The organism is Sphingomonas xinjiangensis (assembly GCF_014199255.1).
GTDB classification, from domain to species: Bacteria; Pseudomonadota; Alphaproteobacteria; order Sphingomonadales; family Sphingomonadaceae; genus Sphingomonas; species Sphingomonas xinjiangensis.
In genome coordinates this window covers 84,284-107,768 of sequence record NZ_JACIJF010000005.1, presented here as the reverse complement: position 1 = coordinate 107,768, position 23,485 = coordinate 84,284, and the positions used below count along the sequence as shown (strand labels likewise).

The following is a 23,485-nucleotide window of genomic DNA, read 5'->3' as shown; positions in this document are numbered from 1 at the left end:
GTCAGCTTGCCATTTCGCTCAGCAACGCTTCGACACGGTGCAATCGCTGCATCGGATCGTCGATTGCTTCGGCAAGCAGCAGGCGACTGTTTTTCTCGGTGAGGCCGAACGTGGCGGGATCGCCCGCAAAGCTGGCGTCAGGCGTGAGGGCGAGCGCGGCAGGGCCGGCATCGATGCGGCGAATGCCCGCCGAACGGGCGAGCAGGCGCGCGCGGGCGAGGGCGATCAGCGTCTGCACCTCGTCGGGCAGCTCGCCGAACCGGTCTTCCAGTTCGGCTTCGAATCCGTCCATGCCGCCGACGCTGTCGATCCGGGCGAGGCGAGCATAGAGCGTGACGCGCAGTTCCTCCTCAGGCACCCAATCCTCGGGCAGGCGGCCATGGACGCCCAGGTTCAACTGTGCGGTCCAGCGCTCGACTTCCTCGCCGCGGGTGCGGCGGACGGCGATTTCGAGCAGATGCTGGTAGAGGTCGATGCCAATCAGCTTCATGTGCCCGGCCTGCGCTTCGCCGAGCAGGTCGCCAGCGCCGCGCATGTCGAGGTCGCGCGCGCTGATTGCGAAGCCAGCGCCCAGCCGGTCGAACGCCTGGAGCGTGCGCAGGCGCGTCAGGGTGCGCGGGGCGATCTCCGCCTCTGAGTCGGTCACTAGCAGCACCTGTCCGCGCCGGCTGCCCCGCCCGACGCGGCCGCGCAGCTGGTGAAGCTGGGACAGGCCAAACCGGTCGGCGCGCCAGACGATCATGGTGTTCGCGCGCGGCACGTCGAGCCCGGCCTCGATGATGTTGGTGGCGAGCAGCACATCGCCCTCCCCGGTGCCGAAGCGGACCATCACGTCGTCAATATCCTGCGCCGGCATCTTGCCATGCGCTTCGAAGATCTTGAGCTCGGGTACCAGCTTGCCAAGGCGCTCGGCGAGCGAATCCATGTCCTCGATCCTGGGGACGACGACGAAGCTCTGGCCGCCGCGGCTGCGTTCGCGCAGCAGGGCAGTGCGCAGCACCTGCGCGTCGAAGGCGAGCACGGCCGTGCGGATCGGCTGGCGGCGGGCAGGCGGCGTGGCGATCACCGACAGCTGTTGCAAGCCGACCAACGCGGTTTGGAGCGTCCGGGGAATCGGCGTGGCGCTGAGCGTCAGGACATGACCTTCGCCCATCGTGCGCAGCCGGTTCTTGTCGGCGGCGCCGAAGCGCTGCTCCTCGTCAATCACGACCAGCGCGAGATCCTTGTACACCACGCCCTTGCCGGCCACCGCGCCGGTGCCGATCACCACCCCGACCGATCCGTCGGCTAGGCCGGCCTTCACTGCCTTCTTCTCGGCCGCGGTGGAGAGGCGCGATAGGCCGGCGACCCGGATGCCCGTGCCCTCGAAGCGCTTGGTGAAGCTCTCCAGATGCTGGCGCGCGAGCACGGTGGTAGGAGCGGCAACTGCGACCTGGCGCCCGGCGAGCGCGGCCAGCGCAGCCGCGCGCAGGGCGACTTCGGTCTTGCCATAGCCGACATCGCCGATCACCAGCCGGTCCATCGGCTTGCCCGAAGCGAGATCGTCGCGCACCGCCGTGATCGCTTTGGCTTGATCGGGAGTCTCGATGAACGGGAAGCCGCTGGCGAAGCGTTCATAGGCAGCGGGATCGGGTTCGATCACCGCGGCGGCGCGCTTCTCGCGCTCTGCGGTGAGCGCCAGCAGCGCCTTGGCGCTTTCCTCAACCGCTTCGTTGATCGCGCCGCGACGCTTTTGCCAACTCGATCCGTCGAGCCGGTCGAGCGTGACCGCCTCCTCGTCGGCGCCGTAGCGCCAGACGCGGTCGGCTTCCGCCACGGGCACCAGCCGCCGGCCATCCTCGGCATAGCGCAGCTGGATGCCGTCGCCCGCAGGCTCGCCCTCGGTGACGGGGAGCGGCGCCAGGCCCTCCACGACGCCGATGCCATGATCCTCGTGCACCACCACGTCGCCGACACGGATATCGCCCAGGTCGAACAGTTCGGCGCCCGAAGCGACGCTCTGGCTGTCGTCCAGCTTGGCCCGGCTGCCGAGCAAGTCCGCCGCCGCGACTGCAAGCACGCCGTCGACGCGAAACCCGCGGTCGACCGGCATCGCCAAGGTCGCGAGGCTGCCGGGAGGCGCTGCGGCTACCACCGGCCAGCTATCCGCCTCTACCACGTTGCAGCTGAGCACCTTCGCCGCCCGCCGTTTCAGAAAGCGCAAGTCGCGCGGGCTGCCCACCAGGACCACGCGATCGCCATCTGCGAACGCCGCGCGGGCCACCTTGGCAAAACCGCGCATGGGCGTGCGGCTCTCGACGAAGCGCGCCGGCGGTTCGCCGGGCTCAGGCAGCGTCAGCGTCTCGCGCCCGATCAACGCCTCGATCCACCGCGCGTTCTGGCACACGCCGCGCCCGGAGCCGGGCCGCTGCCGCTCTGCATCGGCGGCGAGCGCGAGGAAGCGCACCCGCCGCTTGTTTGCGCTTGGCTCGATCACCACTACGGCGCCCGGAACGTGATCGAGCAGCGGTACGGCGTCATCGAGTTCGGGCTCGGTCACACGGCCCATCTCGAGCGACTCGGCCTCGCCGACCGTAAGCTGACTGGCGGGGTCATAGGGCCGCAGCCAGGTCACTCGCCCATCCTGTGCCTCGATCCGATAAGGCTGGCCTGCATCGGCTGGAAAGATGTCGATCACTTGGCCGCGCAAGGCGACTTCGCCGGGCTCATCGACACGCTCGTCATGGATATAGCCGATCTCGACCAGCTTTTCAGCAAAGGCGGCAAGGTTGATCTCCTGTCCGACGGCGACCACCGGCGGCGCGGTGTCAAAGGCGGGCGGCGGGGGGTAGAGCCGCGCCGCTGCCTCTCCGGTGCTGACCAGCGCAACGCGGCGTTCGTCCGCCATGGCGACACGCAGCCGCCGTAGCGCGGCCACGCGCTGGCCGACATTGGCGGGGGACGCTGGTGCGCCATCTCCCGGAAGCGCGTCGCTGCCGGGCGCGAAGACCACCGTCGCCTCCGGCACGGCCGCGGCGAGCGCCCGCTCAACCGCGGCCGCCCGAGCCTCGTCCGGCGCAAGGAAGAGGACGTCGCCCTTCAGCAGTGCCTCCGTCAGATGCACCGCGACTTCACCGACGCTCAAAGTCTCACTCACGATTTCGCTGCCCCGCGCTTGCACAGGCCAGCCGAACGAGTGCCGATGACGGACGTTCCAGGTACATGTGGACGATCTGCAACTCCCTCCCTGCTGAGTGGGGGAAGCGCACGGGTCAGTCGCGCACTCCAAACGCGCGCAGGAACACTTCCGCCGCGCGCTCCGCCTCGATCGCGACCTTGTCCGCGCCGCCTTCGTCCTGGCCCCACAGCATTCGCTGGTGCAGCCCGCCCAAGCACAAGGCTGTCATCACCCGCGCGGCATCGGCCGGGTCCTCGTCGCGGAGCTGGCCGGCCGCCATCGCCTCGGCGAGGAAGCCGGTCAGCAGTTCGCGGGTGCGCTGCGGCGCGCGCCGGTAGAAGATCTCGCCGACCTCAGGGGCGCGACCCACCTCGGCGGCCACGAGCCGGTGAAGCCGAAGCGCATCGGGCGTGGTCAGCTTAGTCAGGAAGCCGCGCGCGAACTCCGTCAATGTGGCCCGCACATCGTTGGACGGCTTCAACAGGTCGGTAAGCTGCTGGCGATACTCGCGCGTCGCCTCCTCGAGCACCGCTGCGAACAGCTCTTCTTTGCTAGGAAAATAGTTCCACAAGGTGGCCTTGGAGCCGCCGAGTTCTGCGGCGATTGCAGACATGGACGTGGCCGAATAGCCATTGTCGAGAAACGCACGCCGCGCCGTGCAGAGAATGGCCATGCGGCGATCCTGCTTACGCGCCTCACGTTTGCTGGGGGCGGGGGGAGAAACTTGCATAGCTGTACTATAGGGTACAGTTTCATATTGACAAGGCGGGGCACCATCGCCATTTACGTTTCCGTACCAATCAGTACGGCGTTTTTTCATGCACATATCTCGTCTTCTATCCGCGGCTGCGGGCGCAGCACTGCTGTCCGCCTGCGCAACTGTCCCAGATCTCGGGACCCGTCCCGAGCCGCGCGCGTCCCAAAGCTTTGCCGCAACTCAGTCGCTCGCATCTGACGCTACAGCGGTCGTCTGGCCCGGCGATCATTGGTGGGCTGACTATGGCGATGCCCAGTTGTCTGGCCTGATCGAAGAGGCCTTGCGCGGCGCACCCGACCTCGCGGCCGCCGCTGCGCGTCTCCGTTCGGCCCAGGGCTATGCTGAGCAGGCCGGCGCCGCGCGCCTGCCGTCCGTGGGCGTGGAGGGTAGCGCCTATGAGGCCAAGCAGAGCTACAACAACGGCATTCCCGCGGAGTTCGTGCCGCATGGCTGGAACGACACGGGCCATGTCGCGGCGACGCTGAACTTCGACCTTGATTTGTGGGGCCGCAACCGCGCAGCGCTGCGCGCGGCGACCTCGGATGCCGAGGCCGCGCGCATTGAACTGGAACAAGCGCGTCTGGTGCTCTCGACCAACATCGCCAGCGCGTATGCCGATTTAGCCCGATACGCCCGCCAGCGTACAGTTCAGGTCGAGGCGCTCGAGATCCGTACGCGTACCCAGCGACTGGTAACCGATCGCGTGACCAGCGGCCTCGACACCCAGGCGGAGCAGAAGCAGGCTGAGGCAGGCGTCCCGTCCGCCCGCGCCGATCTTGCCGCTACGGACGAGGCGATCGGCCTGACCCGCAATCGCATTGCCGCGTTGCTGGGGCAGGGTCCTGATCGGGGCTTGAAGATTGCGCTTCCGGCAGCGCCGACGGTCGCGCACGGCCTGCCCGCCGGCTTGACTACCGATCTGATCGGCCGCCGTCCTGATATCGCCGCGTCTCGTGCTCGGGTCGAAGCGGCTGCCGCCCGGATCAAGGTTGCACGCGCGGACTTCTACCCTGCGGTTAACCTGAGCGCGCTGATCGGCTTCCAAGCGCTTGGTCTCAACAAGTTGTTCGACGGCGGCTCGACCTATGGCCAGGTTGGCCCGGCGGTCAGCCTACCGATCTTCCGCGGCGGTCAGTTGACCGGCCAGTATCGCGGTGCGCGCGCGGCGTTCGATGAAGCAGTCGCCAATTACGACAGCACGGTCTCGACAGCCTATCGCGAAGTCGCCGACGCCGTAACCAGCCAGCGGGCTCTTGCCACCCGCTTGTCCGAAAGCCGCCAGGCGCTCGCGTCTTCCGAACAGGCCTATGGCGTGGCGCGTCAGCGCTACGAGGGCGGCCTGTCGACTTTCCTCGACGTGCTCACCGCTGAAGAGCGCGTGCTTCAGGCGCGCCAGATCGTCGCCGATCTGGAGACCCGCGCCTTCACCCTCGATGTTCAGCTTGTCCGTGCGCTTGGCGGCGGATTCTCCACCACTTCTGCGGCCGCTGCCGCTTCCAAGGACCAGACCCATGGCTGATGCCGATCCCCAGATCCGTAACCAGGCCTCGCAAGCAGCCCCTGCCGCAGAGGCGCCCGCTCCCGCGCTTGACGCGCCCGCTGCCAAGCGCGGCGGCATGCGCAAAAAGCTGCTCGGCGGGATCGGCGCGCTCGTGCTGATCGGCGGCGTCGGCTATGGCGCGTGGTACACGCTGGTTGGCAGCCACTTCATCGGCACCGATAATGCCTATGTGGGCGCGGATACTGCCGCGATTACCCCTATGCTCGCGGCGCAGGTGGCCGAAGTCGCCGTCAGCGATACGCAGGCGGTGAGGAAGGGCGATGTGCTCGTTCGTCTCGACGACAGCGACGCCAAAATTGCCGTTGCCCAGGCCGAAGCCGATCTTGCGCGCGCCCAGCGCCAATACGGCCAGACCTCGGCCACCAGCGCGGCGCTCGCAGCGCAGGTCCAGGCGCGCGAGGCCGATATCACTCGCGCACGGGCGCAACTCACCTCGGCCCAGGCCGATTACGAGCGCGCCCGCGTCGATTTGGAGCGCCGCCGACGTCTTGCACCCAACGGTGCGGTGTCGGGCGAGGAACTGAGCTCGGCGACGAACGCCTTTGCGACCGCGCAGGCCAATCTCCAGCTCGCGCGCGCCGCCATCGCGCAGGCGACGTCGACCCGCGGCGCCGCCTCGGGCGAACTCGCTGCGAACAATGCGCTGATCCGCGGCACCACGACTGCGACCGCACCCGAAGTGCTCGCTGCCCAGGCCAAGCTCGCCCAGGCACGGCTCGACCTTCAGCGCACCACCATCCGTGCGCCGATGGACGGCGTGATCACGCGACGGAACGTCGCGGTCGGCCAGCGGGTCGCGCCGGGCACCCAACTGATGCTGATCGTGCCGGTCGGCCAGCTTTATGTCGACGCGAACTTCAAAGAAGTGCAGTTGACCAACGTCAAGGTCGGCCAGCCGGTGACGCTCACGTCCGACCTGTATGGCGGCGACGTGGAGTATCATGGCCGCGTCGTCGGGCTGTCGGGTGGCACGGGCTCTTCCTTCGCGCTGATCCCGGCGCAGAACGCCACGGGCAACTGGATCAAGGTGGTGCAGCGCCTGCCAGTCCGCGTCGCGCTCGATCCCAAAGAGCTTCAGGCGCATCCGCTGCGCGTCGGGCTCTCCATGGATGCCGAGATCGACATCACCGCCAAGAACTGAGGACGCTGCCATGAACGGCAAGGCCGAGGATCTGGAGCCGCTTAGCGGGTTCAAGCTGATCCTCGCGGGCGCGGTGCTCGCGCTCACCAATTTCATGGTGGTGCTCGACACCACCATCGCCAACGTGTCGGTGCCCCATATCGGCGGCAGCCTCGGTATTTCAGCCAGCCAGGGGACGTGGATCATCACGTCCTATGCGGTGGCCGAGGCGGTGTGCGTGCCGCTCACCGGCTGGCTTGCGGGCCGGTTCGGTACGGTGCGGACCTTCACCTACGGGGTGATCGGCTTCGGCATCTTTTCGGTGCTGTGTGGCATGTCGTCCACGCTAGGCATGCTCGTTGCCTGCCGTATCGGCCAGGGTTTGTGCGGCGGCCCGCTGATGCCGCTCAGCCAGACGTTGCTGATGCGCATCTTCCCGCCCAACCAGCGGGCTCAGGCGATGGGCATCTGGGCGATGACCACCGTCGTCGCGCCGATCCTGGGGCCGATCCTAGGCGGCACGATCTCCGACAGCTGGTCGTGGCACTGGATTTTCTTCATCAACATCCCCGTCGCCGCGCTTTGCGTGTTCGGGTCGATCCGTCTGGTCTCTCGCGCCGAAACGCCCACGGCGATGCTGCGCGTCGATAAGGTCGGGTTGATGCTCATGCTGCTGTGGATCGGCGCGCTGCAGGTCATGCTCGATCTCGGCCGCGAGCATGACTGGTTCAACGACGGCACGATTATCTGGCTTGCCGTGATCGCCGTGGTGGGCCTGCTGGTCTTCCTTGCCTGGGAACTTACCGAGGATCAGCCGATCGTCGATCTGCGCGTTTTCCGCCACCGCGGCTTCACTGTGGCGGTGATTTCGCTGTCATTCGCATTCGCGACGTTCTTCTCGTCCGCGGTGATCATCCCGCAATGGCTGCAGACCAGCATGGGCTACACCGCGACCTACGCCGGCTACGCGACGGCGTTCACGGGCGTTGCGGCCGTGATCATGTCGCCGATCGTCGCCAAGCTTTCGACCAAGGTCGATCCGCGCGCACTGGTGTGCTTCGGGATCTTGTGGCTGGGCATGGCGTCGCTGCTGCGCGTCGGGTGGAACAGCCAGGCTGACTTCTGGTCGCTTGCGCTTCCGCAGATGCTCCAGGGCTTCGGCATGCCGTTCTTCTTCATACCGCTGACGACGCTCGCCCTGGGTGCGGTTGAGCCGCACGAGACCGCATCGGCCGCCGGCCTGATGAGCTTCCTGCGCACGATGGCGGGGGCGATCGGCACGTCGATCTCGACCACGATGTGGGACAATAGCGCGCGGGTCGCGCGCAGCGAAATGGCGGCGCGGCTGAACGAACAGAGCGCTACGCAGGCGCTGACCGCTCAGGGCTTCTCGATTGATCAGATCCGTGGCGTCATCGTGAACCTGGTCGAAAAGGAAGCGTTTGCGGTGGCGACGACGCATATCTTCATGCTGTCGGCGGTGATCTTCGGCTTCTCAGCGATGATCATCTGGCTGACGCCGCGGCCACGCCGGGCGGTGGGACCCGGCGCGGCGCACTAGCGGATCAAGGCGTAGGGCTTGTCGGCCAGCATCTGGTCGACGCGGAAACCGTTCACTTCGGTGTTGCCCCACCAGGCGGCGTCGAAGGAAAGGTCGGGCCTGACCGCTTCTGCGCAACGGATCGGAACGACGACGAGCAAGTCGTTGACTTGGAAAGCGAATATGTTCCCAGCCCTTGCGCCTGTAGCCTCAACGGGCGTGAAGGCGGCGCCCGTCGACTTCGCCGCCAGGCACTCGGCAATGGCCGTCTGCTTGACCTTGCCCGTGCGCCAGTCGCCGCTGGTGCCGCCCTGGCGTGCGGTATAGTCGACGGGGCGGCGATTATCGGGATCGACCAGGCTCAAGTCCCAGAAATCTGCGCCCTGATAGCAGTCGGGGACGCCGGGGAGGGTGGAGCGCAGCACGGCCTGGACGATGCCGTTGACGGCGCCGGCCGGGGCGATCCGCGCAACGAAATCGGTGAGTTCGCCGCGTAGTTCGGTGCTTTTCAGGAAGTTCTGGATGAAAGCGGCAACGCGGGCCTCATAGGCTTCGCCGGGCAAAGTCCAGGACGAACGCAGCTTCGCCTCACGCAATGCCTTTTGCGACCATTGCACGACGCGTTCGGCGAAGCTTTCGGGATCGTCGAGAACGAACGGGCACGCGCCGACCAATGTCTGGAGCACCTGGTAGCAGTCGCCGGCGTCGATGCCCTCGGCGATCGACAGCTCGGCCCAGCGGGTAGCGGTCTCGATCCACGCATCGGGCATTTCGCTGAGCACCGCCAGGCGGGCGCGGACATCCTCGCCGCGCTTGTGATCGTGCGTGGCGGTGGTGAGCATCGCATGGGGATAGTCGGCGGCGCGCGCCGCCACCGTCGCGGCGAATTCGGCGGGGGAGAGCGAGAACCGGTCGGCGTCGAAGCCGACATCGGTGCGCGAAAGCAGCCGGCCATAGCGGTAGAAGGCGGTGTCCTCGACCGACTTGGCGGCGAGCGGGGCGCTCAATTGCTCGAAACGGCGAGTGGCGTCCCTTGCGTCGGGTCCCTGCATCCAGCCCACCAGAATGTCGATCACCGCCGTCTCGGATGGCGGCACCGCCTCCTTGGCCGCTGTCGCGGCGCGGACCAGCCGGTTATCAAGGCTCTGGCCGCCATAGCTGCGATAGGCAGTGAACTGCACAAGGATCGCGGCAAGCGCGCGGCGGATCATGCCGAGCGTCACGTCGCGGGTAGCGAGGTCGGCGCGCGCGATCTGGTGGAACGCGGCCGCGACGGCATCCAGCTGGCCGGGGAAGGTGCGTTCCAGGATTTCGATACGGGCGGCGTGTTCCTCCTCCGCAAAGTCCGCCGCCCGGCCGCTCAGCTCGTGCCAGTGGCGAGTGAGCGGGGCTTCGCCGGCAGGATCGTGGAGCAGCCCGGCAACCTGGTTCATGAAGTCATAGCCGCTGGTGCCGTCGGTCCGCCAATCAGTCGGCAGCGGCTCACCTGCGGCGAGGATCTTCTCGACGATCAGATAGGCCGAACCCTCGCGCTGCGCGTCGAGCGCCGCGCGCAGCCGCCGGCAATAACCGCCGGGATCGGCGAGGCCATCGACATGGTCGACGCGAACGCCGTCGATCAGCCCCTCGCCGTAGAGGCGCAGGGGCAGCGCGTGGACGGCGTCGAATACCGCCGGCTCCTCGACGCGAAGCCCGGCCAGTTCGGTGATGTCGAAGAAGCGCCGCCAGTTGATCTCATCGCCGGCGGTGCGCCACCAGGCGAGGCGATAATGCTGGCGTTCGAGCAAGGCGTGCAGCCGCTCGGCACCCTCGGCGGTCCGACCGTCATAGCGCGTGGCGAGGTCGCCTTCACTCGCAAGCGCAGCGCGGTCTTCGCGACGGATGGGGAAGCGGTGCGTGCCATGCGCCATCACCGCCGATCCATCCGCCTCCAGCGTGAGAGCGCCGCTGCGCAGCGCCTCGCCATAGGCCATGCCCAGGAACGGCGCGAGCAGCTTGCCGTGCATCGCAGGGTCAGTGGGCTCCCAGTCGATGTCGAAGAAGCGTGCATAATCGCTGCCGGGGCCGTGTTCGAGCACGTCCATCCACCAGCGGTTGTCCGCCGCGCCCACCGCCATGTGATTGGGCACGATGTCGAGGATGATGCCGAGCCCTTCGGCCTTAAGCGCAGCGGCAAGCGCGCGAAAGCCTTCCTCGCCCCCAAGCTCGGGATTGATCACGGTCGGATCGACCACGTCATAACCGTGAGTCGAGCCCGAGCGCGCGGTGCCGATCGGCGAAGCATAGAGGTGGCTGATGCCAAGCGACTTGAGATAGCCGGCAAGCGGGATCCCGGCTTCGAAAGGGAAGTCGCGGTGAAACTGGATGCGGTAGGTGGCGCGCGGGATCATGGTTTCCTGGCTTCGCGGATGAGAGTGAGGCGGCGCGCTACGTCGTCGCGCGCGAACAGTGCCTGCGCGCGATCGGGCAGGCGGCGGCGCCAATTGGGATGTTCGTCGACCGTGCCGGGCAGGTTGGGCGCTTCGTCCAGGCCGAAGAGGTCCTCGGCAGGGACGATCAGCAACTCGCAGGGGGCCTGCGCGGCGAAGGCGATGGCGGCGTCGAGCGCCCGTTCGGGCTGATCCGGCGCGGGTTCTGGACTTTCGGCAGCGCCGGCATCGGTGCAGGCCTGCCACAGCCGGGTTCGATCAGCGGCGCGATCGGTGCGTTCAGCATCGCGGTCGCCGGCAGCGCCCATCTGTTCGCGCCAGTCGATGTCGCGGCCCTCCCACCAGCCAGCGATCGGCGTGAGGTCGTGGGTGCTGGTCATCGCCGCAGCCTGTTCGTCCCAGCTGGATGACGGCGTGAAATCGCCCGCATCGTCGCGTTCGAAGGGCAGCACGCGCATGCCCATCAGGCCCTTGTCGGCGATGGTATCGCGGAAGCCGGGGGGTACCACGCCCAGATCCTCACCGATCACCAGCGCGCCGGCACGATGCGACTCCAGCGCAATGATGCGCAGGATGTCCTGTTCGGGGAAGCGCAGATAAGCGCCGTCAAGCGGCTGCGCGCCGCTCGGCACGACCCAGAGGCGCCGCAGCCCCAGTGCGTGATCGATACGGATGCCGCCGGCATGACGCATCGCGCTGCGGATCAGGCCGATGAAGGGCTGGTAGGCCAGTTGCTGCAAGGCGAAGGGCGAGAAGCTGGTGATGCCCCAATTCTGGCCCGCAGCCTGGAAGGCGTCGGGCGGGGCGCCGATGCCGATGCCCATCATCAGTTCCTCGCCGCGGCTCCAGGCATGGCTGCCGCCGGCGTCGAGCCCCACCGCAAGATCGGTGACGAGGCCCACGGACATGCCCCTTGCAGCCTCACCGGCACGGCACAGCGAGTGGTCGGTCCACCATTGCAGGAATAAGTGGAAGTCGACGTCTTCGGCGTGTTCGCGGGCGAACTGCTCGACCTGCGGCGAATCGGCGCGGCGATAGGCTTCTGGCCAGTCCTGCCAGCCGCGCGCCTGCGAGGTGGCGAAGAAATGGGCGTGGAGCGCTTCGAAGCGGGCATGGCCGATCAGCGTCGCATCGGCACCGGCGGCGAAGCTGCGGAAACCGGGATCTTCGCGTTTTGCAGTGTAAAGGGCGCGGAGCGCCGTCAGCTTGGCGGGCACCGCCTGTTGCCAGTCGATCAGCCCTCCGGTTTCGCCGGTGAACCAATCCGGGCCGGCATCGGCGAACCAGGGGTTGAGGAAGTGGCGGCTCGAGGGGGAATAGGGGCTGTAGCGGCTGGGGTCGGTGGTGAAGAGCGCGTGCACCGGGCTCATCATCACTGCGTCGGCACCAGCGATCCGGGCCTGATCGACAAAGCCTGCCAGACTGGCGAAGTCGCCGAAGGGCTGGTGGTCGCGCAGAGCATAGATTTGCGCGGCGGTGCCCCAAGGACGGGTGCCCGGCGCTATTCCGACGCAACGCGGCGGCGCGACGATGATCGGCAATTCGCCGCCAGCCCATTGCAGCCGGTGATAGCCGATGGCATCGAGGCTGGGCGAGGTGGAAAGGTCGAGGTTGCGGGTGGTCCCGTCTTCAAGCACCAGCTGACCCGGGCCGGTCAGGCCGGTGATCGCCTCACCGGCTTCGAGCACGCGGCACGATGGTTGCGCGGTGGTGCCGAGCAGGGCGATGCTGTCACGGCACTGCGCCGCGCTGTCGCAGGCGAAGCCAAGGCCGGAGAGCACCAGCCTGAGGCTTTCGGGCGACACGCGTCGGGCTGTGCCGTCGGCATCCTCCCAGTCGATCGTGATGCCTGCCGCTTGCGCCAGCTGTTCGACGGCTGCGTCGGTCACGCCGCCCACCGTGCCGCGAAGCTTGCCGGCATGAGGCCGGCTTCGGTGGTGCCGGTTCCGATCGTCACCAGTGGGTCGCCCTCGGCGGTGACGGGGACAGGGGTGTCACCGAGGTTGATGGCGAGAGTGAGCACGGCGCTGCCGAGTTGCCAACGCGCCATCACGGCCCGGTCGCCGATCACCTGCGCGCCCAGCGGCCTGCTGTCCGCAAGGTTGGGGACGATGCGCTCCCGGCGCAGCGCGAGCAGGTCCTTGTAGAGCGTCCGCCACGCGCCGGCATCCGGACCCGGAACGGGGCGGGACGCGTCCAAGGTGGACCGGGCGTTGGGATCGGGAATGCGCTCGCGCAGCGCCGGATCCGAAAAGCCGGGGAAGTTGGCGAACTCACCGCGGCGGCCTTCGCGTACGGCATCGGCCAGCTCGTCGTGAAAGTCGGTGAAAAACAGGAACGGGGTTTCCGACCCTTCGGCATCGCCGATAAAGGCCAGCGGGATCTGCGGACAGAGCAGCAGCAGGCCGGTAGCGGCGCGGAGCCGTTCGGCACTGGTGAGGGCGGTCAGCCGCTCGCCCAGCGCGCGGTTGCCGATCTGATCGTGGTTCTGGAGGAAGGAAACGAAGCGGAAGGGGGGCAGGTGGCCGCTGGGGGTGCCACGCGGCTTCCCCTTCTGGTTGGGCGATCCCTGGCCCTGATAAATGAAGCCTTCGCCCAGGCACCGGGCGAGTTTCTCCTCCGGCTGCTGAGCGAAGTCCTTATAATAGCCATGGTCTTCGCCGGTCAGCAGAACGTGCATGACGTTGTGGAAGTCGTCGTTCCACTGCGCGTCGTAGCTGCCCTCCAGCCGGGCGGCATCATTATGCTCGTTTTCCAGCACCAGGTGGATGTGCCGGTCGGGGAAGGCTGCGCGGATCTCTGCGGCCATGCGATCGAGAAAGGCGTTATCGGCGATCGCATGCACCGCGTCGAAGCGCAGGCCGTCGAAGCGGAACTCGCGCAGCCAGTAGATCGCATTGTCGATGAAGAAGCGCGCCACCGGCTCCCTGGCGAAGTCGATCGCGCCGCCCCAGGGGGTGTCGACATCGGCCTTGAAGAAGTCCGGCGCATAGGCGGAGAGGTAGTTACCGTCGGGCCCAAAGTGATTGTAGACGACGTCGAGGAACATCATCATGCCCCGGCCATGGGCGTGGTCTACCAGGGCCTTGAGCGCATCGGGTTCGCCATAGGAGGCGGCGGGAGCGTAGGGGAGGACACCGTCATAGCCCCAGTTGCGGGTGCCGCCGAACGCTGCGACGGGCATCAGTTCCAACGCGGTGAAGCCGGTGTCGGCGGCTTGGGCGAGCATCTTGTCGACGCCGAAAAAGCCCCCCGCGACACCGGCATGGCATTCCAGGATAACCGTTTCGTTCCAAGGCCTTCCGCGCCAATCAGGGTGTTGCCACGCATAGCTGCCGGGGTCAGTGACGATGCTCCAGCCATGGACGTCGCTGCTCTGGGCACGTGCGGCCGGGTCTGGCACGGCAGTGCCGTCGGGCAAGCGAAAGCGATAGCGGGCGCCCGCGCCGCAGGGGACCTCGACGGCGAACCAGCCATCGGCCTGGCTTTCCATGGCGAGGGGTTCGAGACCGTCGACTTCGAGCGTCAGCGCATCCAGCGCCGGCGCCCACAAGGCGAAGCGCGTCTGGCCAGGGGCCAACAATACCGGACCCCAGTTCATTCGACCGAACCCGTGGCGTAGAGCAGCACCGCCGCGCGATCCTGCACCTGCACCGTCGTGCCTTCCAGATCGCGCTCGCCGATGCCGGTATCGGCGCTGTCGACCAGCAGGCGCCGGTAGTCGTGCGGTTCGGGCAAGGCGAAGTCGAGCGGCACCTGCGACCCGTTCATCAGCAGGGTGATCGCTTCATACCGACCGCTTTCCAGCAGCCGAGCGCGGCGCATCACCAGCGCCTTGCCTTCGGGGTTCTGCCAGTCGTCCGGGGTGAGCGACTGGCCGCGCTCATCGAACCAGTCGAGGTTGCGGATGCCCGGCGCGATCTCTTCGCCATACAGGAAGGCGCTGGAACGCACGAGTGGGTAGTGCTTGCGGATCAGGATGAGCCGACGGACAAAGTGCGACAGGCTCTGCCCCTCTTCGCTCGCGGCCTGCGCCCAATCGAGCCAGCTGATCTCGTTATCCTGGCAATAGGCGTTGTTGTTGCCTTGCTGGGTGCGGCCGAATTCGTCGCCGGCGAGCAGCATGGGCGTCCCGAGCGACGCGAGCACGGTGATCAGCATCGAACGGCGGACGCGCTCGCGCACCGCCTTGATCGCAGGATCGTCGGTCGGACCTTCCACGCCCCAGTTGCACGACTGGTTATCCGAATGGCCGTCGCGATTGTCTTCGCCATTGGCTTCGTTGTGGCGCTGCTCATATTCGGTCAGATCCGCGAGCGTCTGGCCGTCATGGCTGGCGACATAGTTGACGCTGGCCCAGGGGCGGCGGGCGCGGCGATCGAACAAATCCCCGGAGCCCGACAGGCGCGCGGCGAATTCGGGGCGGACGCCGGTATCACCCTTCCAGAAGCGGCGCGTGGAATCGCGGAATTTGTCGTTCCATTCGGCAAAACCAGGTGGGTGATTGCCGAGCTGATAGCCGCCCGGGCCGATGTCCCAGGGCTCGGAGATCAGCTTGACGCGGCCGAGCACCGGATCCTGACGCAGCACGTCGAAGAAGGACGCGCCGGGATCGAAGGCGCCGTCGCCGGTGCGGCCGAGGGTCGAGCCCAGATCGAAGCGGAAACCGTCGACATGGTAGGATTCGACCCAATAGCGCAGCGAATCCGTGACCATCTGAAGCACGCGCGGCTGATCGAGGTTGAAGGTGTTGCCGGTGCCGGTGTCGTTGACGCAGTAGCGCGGATTGTCCTTCTGCAACCGGTAATAGGTCGCGTTGTCGAGCCCGCGGAAGCACATGGTCTGGCCCAGCTCGGAGCCTTCGGCTGTGTGGTTGTACACCACGTCGAGCAGCACTTCGATGCCGGCGGCGTGGAAGCGGCGGACGGCCAGGCGCAGATCGTCGGCATCGCCATCGCCCAGATAGCGCTGTTCGGGCGCGAAGAAGGAAAGGGTGTTGTAGCCCCAATAATTGACCAGCCCCTTTTCCTGAAGAAAGCGGTCCTGCACGAAGCCCTGGATCGGTAGCAGCTCGATCGCGGTGATGCCCAGCCGTTGCAGATGGGCGATGACGTCGGGGTGGCTGAGCGCGCGATAGGTGCCGCGTTCGTTGTGCGGCACATTCTCCATCAACTGAGTGAGGCCCTTTACATGCGCCTCATAGATCACCGTCTCGGACCAAGGGGTGTTCGGGCGGCGATCGTCGCCCCAGTCGAACGAATTAGAGACGACGACCGACTTTGGCATCGCCGCCGCGCTGTCGCGCCGGTCGAAGCTCAGGTCGGCGCGCGGGGAGTTTACGCGATAGCCGTGCAGCGCGTCGCTCCAGCGGATCCGGCCAAAGGTGCGGCGGGTATAGGGGTCCAGCAGCAGCTTGTTGGGGTTGAAGCGGTGCCCCTGTTCGGGCGCATAGGGTCCATGCGCGCGGAAGCCGTAGAGCATGCCTGGGCGCGCATCGGGCAGATAGCCGTGCCAGATCTCGTCGGTCCATTCGGGCAGTTCGAGCCGGGCGATCTCACGACGGCCATATTCGTCGAACAGGCACAATTCGATCTTTTCGGCATGCGCGGAAAACACCGCGAAGTTCACGCCCAGGCCGTCAAAGGTCGCGCCGAGCGGGTAGGGGGAGCCCGCCTCGAGGCGATCGGGAATACGAGTCACGCAGCAGTTCCTTCAAAGCGCAGGATGATGGCCGCCAGAGGCGGGATGGTGAGGTCGAGCGACTGGTTCTGGCCGTGGCTCGGGACGTCGGCGCTTTCCAGCGCCTCACCGTTGCCGAGACCACCACCACCATAACCGGGGGCGTCGCTGTTCAGGAATTCGGCCCAGCGCCCGGCATGCGGCACGCCGACGCGGTAGCCGTGGCGCGGCACCGGGGTGAGGTTGACCGCGACCAGAAGCGGCGCACCGCCATATTCGGAACGGCGCAAAAAGACGAAGACGCTGTTCGCAGCATCGTCGCCGACGATCCACTGAAAGCCGCGTTCGTCGGCATCGCTCTGGTGCAGGGCCGGCTCGTCGCGATAGACGCGGTTCAGGTCGCGGACGAGCGCCTGGACGCCGGCATGGTCGGGCGCCTCCAGCGCCTGCCATTCCAGCTGGCCGTCATGCTGCCATTCGCTCCACTGAGCGAGCTCGCCGCCCATGAACAACAGCTTCTTGCCCGGATGCGTCCACATGAACGCGAAATAGGCGCGCAGATTGGCGAACTTCTGCCAGTGATCGCCCGGCATCTTGGCGATCAGCGAATGCTTGCCGTGAACGACCTCGTCATGGCTGAGCGGCAGGATGAACTTTTCAGTAAAGGCATAAACCAGCCCGAAGCTCATGTCGCCATGATGCCAGCGGCGGTAGGAAGGATCGCGCTCCATGTAGCGGAGCGTGTCGTTCATCCACCCCATGTTCCATTTGTAGGTAAAGCCAAGCCCGCCATATTCCACCGGCGCCGTGACGCCGGGGAAGGCAGTGGATTCCTCGGCAATGGTGATCGCGCCGGGGCAGCGCTCGGCCACTGCCTGGTTCATACGCTGTAGGAAGGCGATCGATTCCAGATTCTCGCGACCGCCGTGGCGGTTGGGCACCCATTCGCCTTCGCGCCGGCTGTAATCGCGATAAAGCATCGAGGCGACGGCATCGACGCGCAGCCCGTCGATGTGGAAGCGTTCCAGCCACCACAAAGCCGAGGCGATCAGCATCCCCGACACTTCCTGGCGGCCCAGGTTGAAGATCAGCGTGTTCCAATCGGGATGATAGCCTTCACGCGGATCGGCATGTTCATAGAGCGCGGTGCCGTCGAAATTGGCGAAGCCATGCGCGTCCGATGGGAAGTGCGCGGGCACCCAGTCGAGGATCACGCCGATCCCCGCAGCATGGCAGCGGTCGACGAAGCGGGCGAATTGCTGGGGGCTGCCGTGCCGTGAGGTGGGCGCGAACTGCGAGAGCGGCTGATAGCCCCAGGAGCCGCCGAACGGGTGCTCCATGATCGGCATCAGCTCGACATGGGTGAAGCCCATATCCTGAAGATAGGGGATCAGCTGTTCGGCGATCTGATCCCAGTCATGATCGCCGCCATGCCAGGGCCGCCGCCACGATCCGACGTGCATCTCATACACCGAGATCGGGGCGCCGGGATGCTGGCGCTCGGCGCGGCCCTCCATCCAGGCGCTGTCGGTCCAGGCGAAATCGGGGGCGGGGGCGACAATGGAAGCAGTGGCGGGCGGCAGCTCGGTCGCGCGGGCAAGCGGATCGGCCTTTTCGCGGAGAACGCCGTCCGCGCCGGTGACGGCGAATTTGTAACGGGCGCCGGCATGTACGCCGGGCACGAAGATCTCCCAAAGGCCGGCGCCGTGGCGCAGCCGCATCGGCAGGCGCTGGGCGTTCCAGCCAGTGAAGTCGCCCGTGACGCTTACCGAGCGGGCGTTGGGCGCCCAGACCGCAAAATGGGTGCCTTCCACGCCGTCATGGCTGATCGGGTTTGCGCCGAGACGGACCGGCAGGTCCCAATGGCTGCCCGACCCGAACAGAAAAAGATCGAGATCGCCCAACACGGGGCCGAAAGCATAAGGGTCCGCGGCCTCGCTGGTTCCGCCACCGGGCCAGGTGACGCGCAGCCGGTAATCGCCGTGGGGCGCCGCGCCGGTGAACAGCCCCGGCAGCGCGCCCGTGTCGAGCGGCTGCTCCACTCCATCGGCGATCAGCGTGACCGACTGTGCGCCGGGCTGGTAGGTTCGCACGACACCATCGTGCCGGCCAAGAAACGAGAATGGGTCGTGCAGCCACGTGTCGACGGAATTTCTACCCTGCTGCACCCCTTGCCCCTTCTTTGTACCGGCTGCCGAACGACCAAGCGCCAAGAAAGTGCCGGCCGATCTTCAACATCATGGAACCCGAACGCCAACAAACCGCTTCCACTGCGGTTTCATCTGGACGGACACAGCATTCATGCCCCCTAGCGCGACGTTGCGAGGCCTGGTCACCCGGCAAGCCATGGCCATTGTGTTGGCGGGAGGCCGCGGCAGCCGCTTGATGGAGCTGACCGACTCCCGCGCGAAGCCGGCGGTGTATTTCGGCGGCAAGACCCGGATCGTCGACTTCGCGCTGTCCAACGCGCTGAACTCCGGCATCCCGCGTATCGGCGTGGCGACCCAGTACAAGGCGCACAGCCTGATCCGCCACTTGCAGCATGGCTGGAGCTTCTTCCGGCCAGAGCGCAACGAAAGCTTCGACATCCTGCCGGCCAGCCAGCGCGTGTCGGAGGAGAATTGGTATCTCGGCACTGCCGACGCGGTGTTCCAGAACCAAGACATCATCGAAAGCTATGCACCCAAATATCTGCTGATCCTGGCCGGCGACCATGTCTACAAGCAGGATTATGGCGTGATGCTGGAAGAGCATTGCGAGAGCGGCGCCAGCGTCACCGTCGGCTGCGTCGAAGTGCCGCGCATGGAGGCCAGCGCCTTCGGGGTGATGCACGTCGATGAGAATGACGGCATCATCGAGTTCCTGGAAAAGCCCAAGGACCCGCCCGCGATGCCGGGGCACCCCGATCTGGCGCTTGCCAGCATGGGCATCTATGTCTTCGAGACCAAGTTCCTCTTCGACGTGCTGCGCGAGGATGCTGAGGACCCGAATTCCTCGCACGATTTCGGCAAGGACATCATTCCCAAGATGGTGAAGGACGGCAATGCCCGCGCCCACCATTTCAGCCGCTCGGCGCTGCGTTCCGGCCCCGAGGCCGAGCCCTATTGGCGCGACGTCGGCACGCTGGACGCCTATTTCACCGCGAATATCGATCTGACCAACACCGTGCCGGATCTGGACCTGTACGACCGCGAATGGCCGATCTGGACCTATGCAGAGATGACCGCACCGGCCAAGTTCGTGCATGACGAGGATGGCCGGCGCGGCGAGGCGATCTCGTCCCTGGTATCGGGCGACTGCATCGTCTCGGGCGCGGCGCTGCGCCACTCGCTGCTGTTCACCGGCGTGCGGGTGAACAGTTTCTCGACCATCGAGAACGCGGTGATCATGCCGCGCGTGAACATCGCCCGATCGGTGCGGCTGAAGAACGTCATCATCGACCGAGGGGTGCATATTCCGGACGGGCTTGTCGTCGGCGAGGATCCGGTCGAGGATGCGCGCCGGTTCCGGCGGACCGAGAATGGCGTCTGCCTGATCACCGCCAAGATGATCGCTGCCCTGGACAAATAATGCCGCTTCAACTCCTGTCGGTCACGTCCGAAGTCTATCCGCTGATCAAGACTGGCGGGCTGGCCGATGTCGCGGGCGCCCTGCCTGCCGCCCTGGCGCGGCAGGACATCGCCGTCACCACGCTGATGCCGGGATATCCGGCAGTGATGCAGGCGATCGGGGAAGGGGAGCCGGTCCGGCGCTACGAGAATTTGATGGGTGGGCCGGGGACGCTGCGCCGCGGGCGTGCCGCCGATCTGGACCTGCTGGTGCTCGACGCGCCGTATCTCTTCGCGCGGGACGGCAATCCGTATCTCGGGCCCGACGGGCGCGACTGGCCGGACAATCCGCTGCGCTTCGCCGCGCTGTCGCGGGTGGCCGCGGACATCGCCGAAGGGGCACTGGGCAGCTACGCGCCCGATGTGGTGCAGGCGCATGACTGGCAGGCCGGACTGACGCCGGCCTATCTCCACTATAACCGCCCCGCGCGGCGGCCGCCGGTGGTGACCACCATCCACAATCTGGCGTTCCAGGGCGTGTTTCCTGCCTATCTGCTCGGTACGCTGGGCCTGCCGGCTGAGGCCTTTTCGCTCGACGGGCTGGAATATTTCGGGGCGATCAGCTTCCTCAAGGGCGGGATCCTGTTCGCCGACCATGTGACCACCGTCTCACCCAGCTATGCGCGGGAGATCACCACGGCTGAGGGTGGGATGGGGCTGGAGGGGCTGCTCGGCGGCCGCACGCGGTACTTGTCCGGCATCCTCAACGGCATCGACACGCGGATCTGGGATCCGGCGCATGACCCGCTGATCCCTGCACCTTTTTCCGCCGACGACCTGGCCGGACGCGCCGGCGACAAGGCCGCGCTGCAACGCGAGTTCGGCCTTGCCGCCTCGCCCGACGCGTTTCTGATCGCCTCGGTCGGGCGCCTGACCGAACAAAAGGGGCTGGACCTGCTGCTGGGCGCCTTGCCGGCGCTGCTGGCCGAGGGCGCGCAGTTCGCGATCCTGGGCAGTGGCGACCGCGCGCTGGAGGCTGCCTTCACCGCGGCGGCGGCGAGCCATCCCGGGCAGATCGGGTGCCGCATCGGCTATGACGAAGGGCTCGCGCATCTGCTTCAGGCCGGTGCGGACGCATTGGTGGTGCCGTCGCGCTTCGAGCCGTGCGGGCTCACGCAGCTTTGCGCGCTCCGCTATGGCGCCGTGCCGATCGTGTCGCATGTCGGCGGCCTTGCCGACACGGTGATCGATGCCAGCCCGGTGGCGCTACGCCAGCGCGTGGCCACGGGCTTTCAATTCACGCCGTCTTCCGAACCGATGTTGATCGACGCACTGCGCCGCGCCGCAGCGCTGTTCCGCGAGGATCGCGCCGCCTGGAAGCAGCTTCAGCAGAACGGCCTGGCTACCGACGTTTCGTGGGACAGCGCGGCACAGGAATATGCCGCGCTGTTCCGCAAGCTGCTTACGCCTTCGGCTTGACCGCGCGCTTCTTGCGGGGGGCAGGCGTGGCTTGCTCCACCGCCGCCGGAGTGTCCGCTGCCGTGGGGCTTGCGGCAACGGGCGCGCGTGAAGATGCTGCTGGCGCTGCCGTCGCCGGCTGTGCTGCTGCTTCGGATCGGTCCTGCGTCTGCGAGGGCGGAGCGGTGTCCGTGACCTCGCTATGGGCCTGGCGCCAATGCTCTTCGTGCCGGCCGCTCGGGCGGCCTTCGCTTTCCCACAAGGCATAGGCGCGCTGGCGTACCTTATGCTCCCGATCGTCGTTCATTCAGGCGCTCCCTTACCGTAACGGCGGCTGTCATCCGACGACACAACGATATCCGGTTCGTGCCGTTCCTATGCACGATGGTATCGGCTCGCCAGCGCGAACAGCTTGGGCGTGTCTCTATCGGGATGCCGGCATTGGGCAACGGGGAAGTTGTTCCAGAAATCCGCGCACGCAACTTCTCCGCTGATGGGCGCACCGTTTCACACGACACTGGCACCACCTTTGCAGGCCGGCTTTCGCGCTTGTTAGGCGGGTAGGGTCGCGTTACCCTTCTGGTTAACCGGTGTCATAGGCCGGCTCGCCAATGAAGAGGTGATGATGCGACTGACACGGCGTGATGCGTTCGGTGCGGCTCTGGCGGGAACGGGGACCGCGCTGATACCGGCGTGTGCCGAAGCAGCGGCAGCGCCCAACGCCCCCGATTGGAAGCGCGGGTTCGACAATCAGCGCGTCTGCGATCTGGGCGACGGCCGCTTCCTCAATCCGCTGTTGGCCGGCGACCATCCGGACCCCGCGATCCTCAAAGATGGCGCGGACTATTACATGACCTTCTCCAGTTTCGATTCCTATCCGGGGCTGACCATCTGGCACAGCCGCGACCTGGTGAACTGGCAGCCGCGCAAGGCGGCGCTCACCAAGAATATCGGATCGGTGTGGGCGGTCAGCCTGGAAAAGCATGGCGGCCGCTATTTCCTCTACATTCCGGTCAAGGCGCAGCCCAACTCGATCTTCGTGATCTGGGCCAACCATATCGACGGGCCGTGGAGCGACCCGATCGACTTGAAGCTGCCCAACCATATCGACCCCTGCCACATAGTCGGCGAGGACGGGTCGCAATGGCTGTTCCTCTCGGGTGGCGATCGCATCCGGCTGTCGGAGGACGGGCTGTCGACCGTTGGTCAGGTCGAGCATGTCTATGACCCGTGGCGCTATCCCGACAGTTGGGACGTGGAAGGCTTCTCGCCCGAGGGACCCAAGATCCACCGCCATGATGGCTGGTTCTACATGATCACCGCGGTTGGCGGGACCGCCGGCCCGCCGACGGGGCATATGGTGATCGCCGCCCGATCGCGCTCGATCCACGGGCCGTGGGAAAACTGCCCGGCCAACCCACTGGTCCGCACCACCAGTCTGGACGAGAAATGGTGGTCGCGCGGCCACGCCTCGCTGGTCGAGGCGCCCGATGGCAGCTGGTGGTCGATCTATCACGGTTTCGAGAATGGCTATTGGACGCTCGGGCGCCAGGCGCTGCTCGATCCTATCGAATGGACGCGCGACGGCTGGTTCCGGATGAAGGGGGGCGACCTCTCCAAGCCGATCGCCAAGCCCAAGGGTGGTGCCGCCGTGCCGCACGGCCAGCCGCTGTCCGATGACTTCAGCAAGCCGCTCCAGCTCGGCCAGAAGTGGAATTTCTTCAAGCCTTCGCCCGACGAAAGCAAGCGGGCGCGCGTCGCGGGGGGAACATTGCTGCTCAAGGCCAGCGGCAAGGCGCCGGCGGATTCCTCGCCGCTGCTGCTGATCGCCGGCGACACCGGCTATCAGTTCGAATGCGACATCGAGATCGCGCCGGGCGGGGTCGCCGGGCTAGTGCTGTTCTATGACGAGAAGCTTTATTGCGGGCTGGGTTTCGACGAGAAGCGCTTCGTCACGCACCAATATGGCATCGAGCGTGGCCGCCCGGCCAATCCCCATGGCCGCCGCTTGCGAATGCGGGTGACCAACAATCGCCATATCGTCGCCTACCACACTTCGGGCGATGAAGGCCGGACCTGGCAGCGGTTCGACCGCGGCATGGAAGTGTCGGGCTATCACCACAATGTTCGCGGCGGGTTCCTGATGCTGCGCCCCGGCCTCTACTCGGCGGGGCAGGGCGAGGCGCGTTTCCGCGACTTCCGCTTCCGCGCGCTCTGAGGAGAGGCACATGCGATG

14 protein-coding genes are annotated in these 23,485 nt (G+C 66.6%); 6 read left to right on the top strand and 8 right to left on the bottom strand.

Features of this window, described 5'->3' with window-relative positions; translation table 11 throughout:
- Position 1: 1 nt before the first annotated feature.
- Together FHT02_RS10630 and FHT02_RS10625 are read right to left on the bottom strand one after the other, a co-directional pair.
- A complete protein-coding gene (locus FHT02_RS10630) occupies positions 2 to 3,136 on the bottom strand; it encodes a helicase-related protein (RefSeq protein ID WP_343056910.1) in 3,135 nt (1,044 codons plus the stop codon).
- Between the two features lie 115 nt (positions 3,137 to 3,251).
- Positions 3,252 to 3,830, bottom strand: coding sequence for a TetR/AcrR family transcriptional regulator (locus tag FHT02_RS10625; RefSeq protein WP_246352328.1), 579 nt, complete (start codon positions 3,828 to 3,830; stop codon positions 3,252 to 3,254).
- A gap of 145 nt (positions 3,831 to 3,975) precedes the next feature.
- On the opposite strand from FHT02_RS10625, the gene FHT02_RS10620 reads away from it, so the two are divergent.
- The 3 genes from FHT02_RS10620 to FHT02_RS10610 are packed head-to-tail and all read left to right on the top strand — an operon-like array spanning position 3,976 to position 8,156.
- Positions 3,976 to 5,433 (top strand): efflux transporter outer membrane subunit, encoded by a 1,458-nt coding sequence (locus tag FHT02_RS10620; protein ID WP_184087308.1) that lies wholly within the window; start codon positions 3,976 to 3,978, stop codon positions 5,431 to 5,433.
- Positions 5,426 to 6,616: an HlyD family secretion protein gene (locus FHT02_RS10615; protein WP_184087306.1), complete on the top strand. Its 1,191-nt coding sequence runs from the start codon at positions 5,426 to 5,428 to the stop codon at positions 6,614 to 6,616. The genes FHT02_RS10620 and FHT02_RS10615 overlap by 8 nt, the downstream gene beginning before the upstream one ends.
- Before the next feature lie 10 nt (positions 6,617 to 6,626).
- On the top strand, positions 6,627 to 8,156 hold the full coding sequence (locus FHT02_RS10610; protein ID WP_184087304.1) for a DHA2 family efflux MFS transporter permease subunit: 1,530 nt from the start codon (positions 6,627 to 6,629) through the stop codon (positions 8,154 to 8,156).
- Here FHT02_RS10610 and treY read toward each other — a convergent pair.
- The 5 genes from treY to glgB are packed head-to-tail and all read right to left on the bottom strand — an operon-like array spanning position 8,153 to position 18,411.
- Positions 8,153 to 10,525 (bottom strand): malto-oligosyltrehalose synthase, encoded by a 2,373-nt coding sequence (treY, locus tag FHT02_RS10605; protein ID WP_184087302.1) that lies wholly within the window; start codon positions 10,523 to 10,525, stop codon positions 8,153 to 8,155. The two genes, FHT02_RS10610 and treY, sit on opposite strands and share 4 nt — an antisense overlap.
- Positions 10,522 to 12,453, bottom strand: a complete 1,932-nt coding sequence (malQ, locus tag FHT02_RS10600; protein ID WP_343056909.1) for a 4-alpha-glucanotransferase — start codon at positions 12,451 to 12,453, stop codon at positions 10,522 to 10,524. The genes treY and malQ overlap by 4 nt, the downstream gene beginning before the upstream one ends.
- Positions 12,450 to 14,165, bottom strand: coding sequence for a malto-oligosyltrehalose trehalohydrolase (gene treZ, locus FHT02_RS10595; protein WP_184087300.1), 1,716 nt, complete (start codon positions 14,163 to 14,165; stop codon positions 12,450 to 12,452). The genes malQ and treZ overlap by 4 nt, the downstream gene beginning before the upstream one ends.
- Entirely contained in the window at positions 14,162 to 16,264 is a 2,103-nt protein-coding gene (gene glgX / locus FHT02_RS10590; RefSeq protein WP_184087298.1) for a glycogen debranching protein GlgX, read from the bottom strand. The genes treZ and glgX overlap by 4 nt, the downstream gene beginning before the upstream one ends.
- A complete protein-coding gene (gene glgB, locus FHT02_RS10585) occupies positions 16,261 to 18,411 on the bottom strand; it encodes a 1,4-alpha-glucan branching protein GlgB (RefSeq protein ID WP_184087296.1) in 2,151 nt (716 codons plus the stop codon). The genes glgX and glgB overlap by 4 nt, the downstream gene beginning before the upstream one ends.
- Positions 18,412 to 18,544: 133 nt before the next feature.
- Between glgB and glgC the strand changes: the two genes are divergently transcribed.
- Complete coding sequence (gene glgC / locus FHT02_RS10580; protein ID WP_281393162.1) at positions 18,545 to 19,813, top strand: glucose-1-phosphate adenylyltransferase; 1,269 nt, start codon at positions 18,545 to 18,547, stop codon at positions 19,811 to 19,813.
- Positions 19,813 to 21,270 (top strand): glycogen synthase GlgA, encoded by a 1,458-nt coding sequence (glgA, locus tag FHT02_RS10575; RefSeq protein ID WP_221239430.1) that lies wholly within the window; start codon positions 19,813 to 19,815, stop codon positions 21,268 to 21,270. Before glgC ends, glgA begins: the two co-directional genes overlap by 1 nt.
- On the opposite strand, the gene FHT02_RS10570 is transcribed toward glgA, so the two are convergent.
- On the bottom strand, positions 21,254 to 21,556 hold the full coding sequence (locus FHT02_RS10570) for a DUF2934 domain-containing protein (protein WP_184087292.1): 303 nt from the start codon (positions 21,554 to 21,556) through the stop codon (positions 21,254 to 21,256). The genes glgA and FHT02_RS10570 overlap by 17 nt on opposite strands.
- A gap of 318 nt (positions 21,557 to 21,874) precedes the next feature.
- On the opposite strand from FHT02_RS10570, the gene FHT02_RS10565 reads away from it, so the two are divergent.
- Positions 21,875 to 23,467, top strand: a complete 1,593-nt coding sequence (locus FHT02_RS10565) for a family 43 glycosylhydrolase (protein WP_184087520.1) — start codon at positions 21,875 to 21,877, stop codon at positions 23,465 to 23,467.
- Positions 23,468 to 23,485 lie beyond the last annotated feature (18 nt).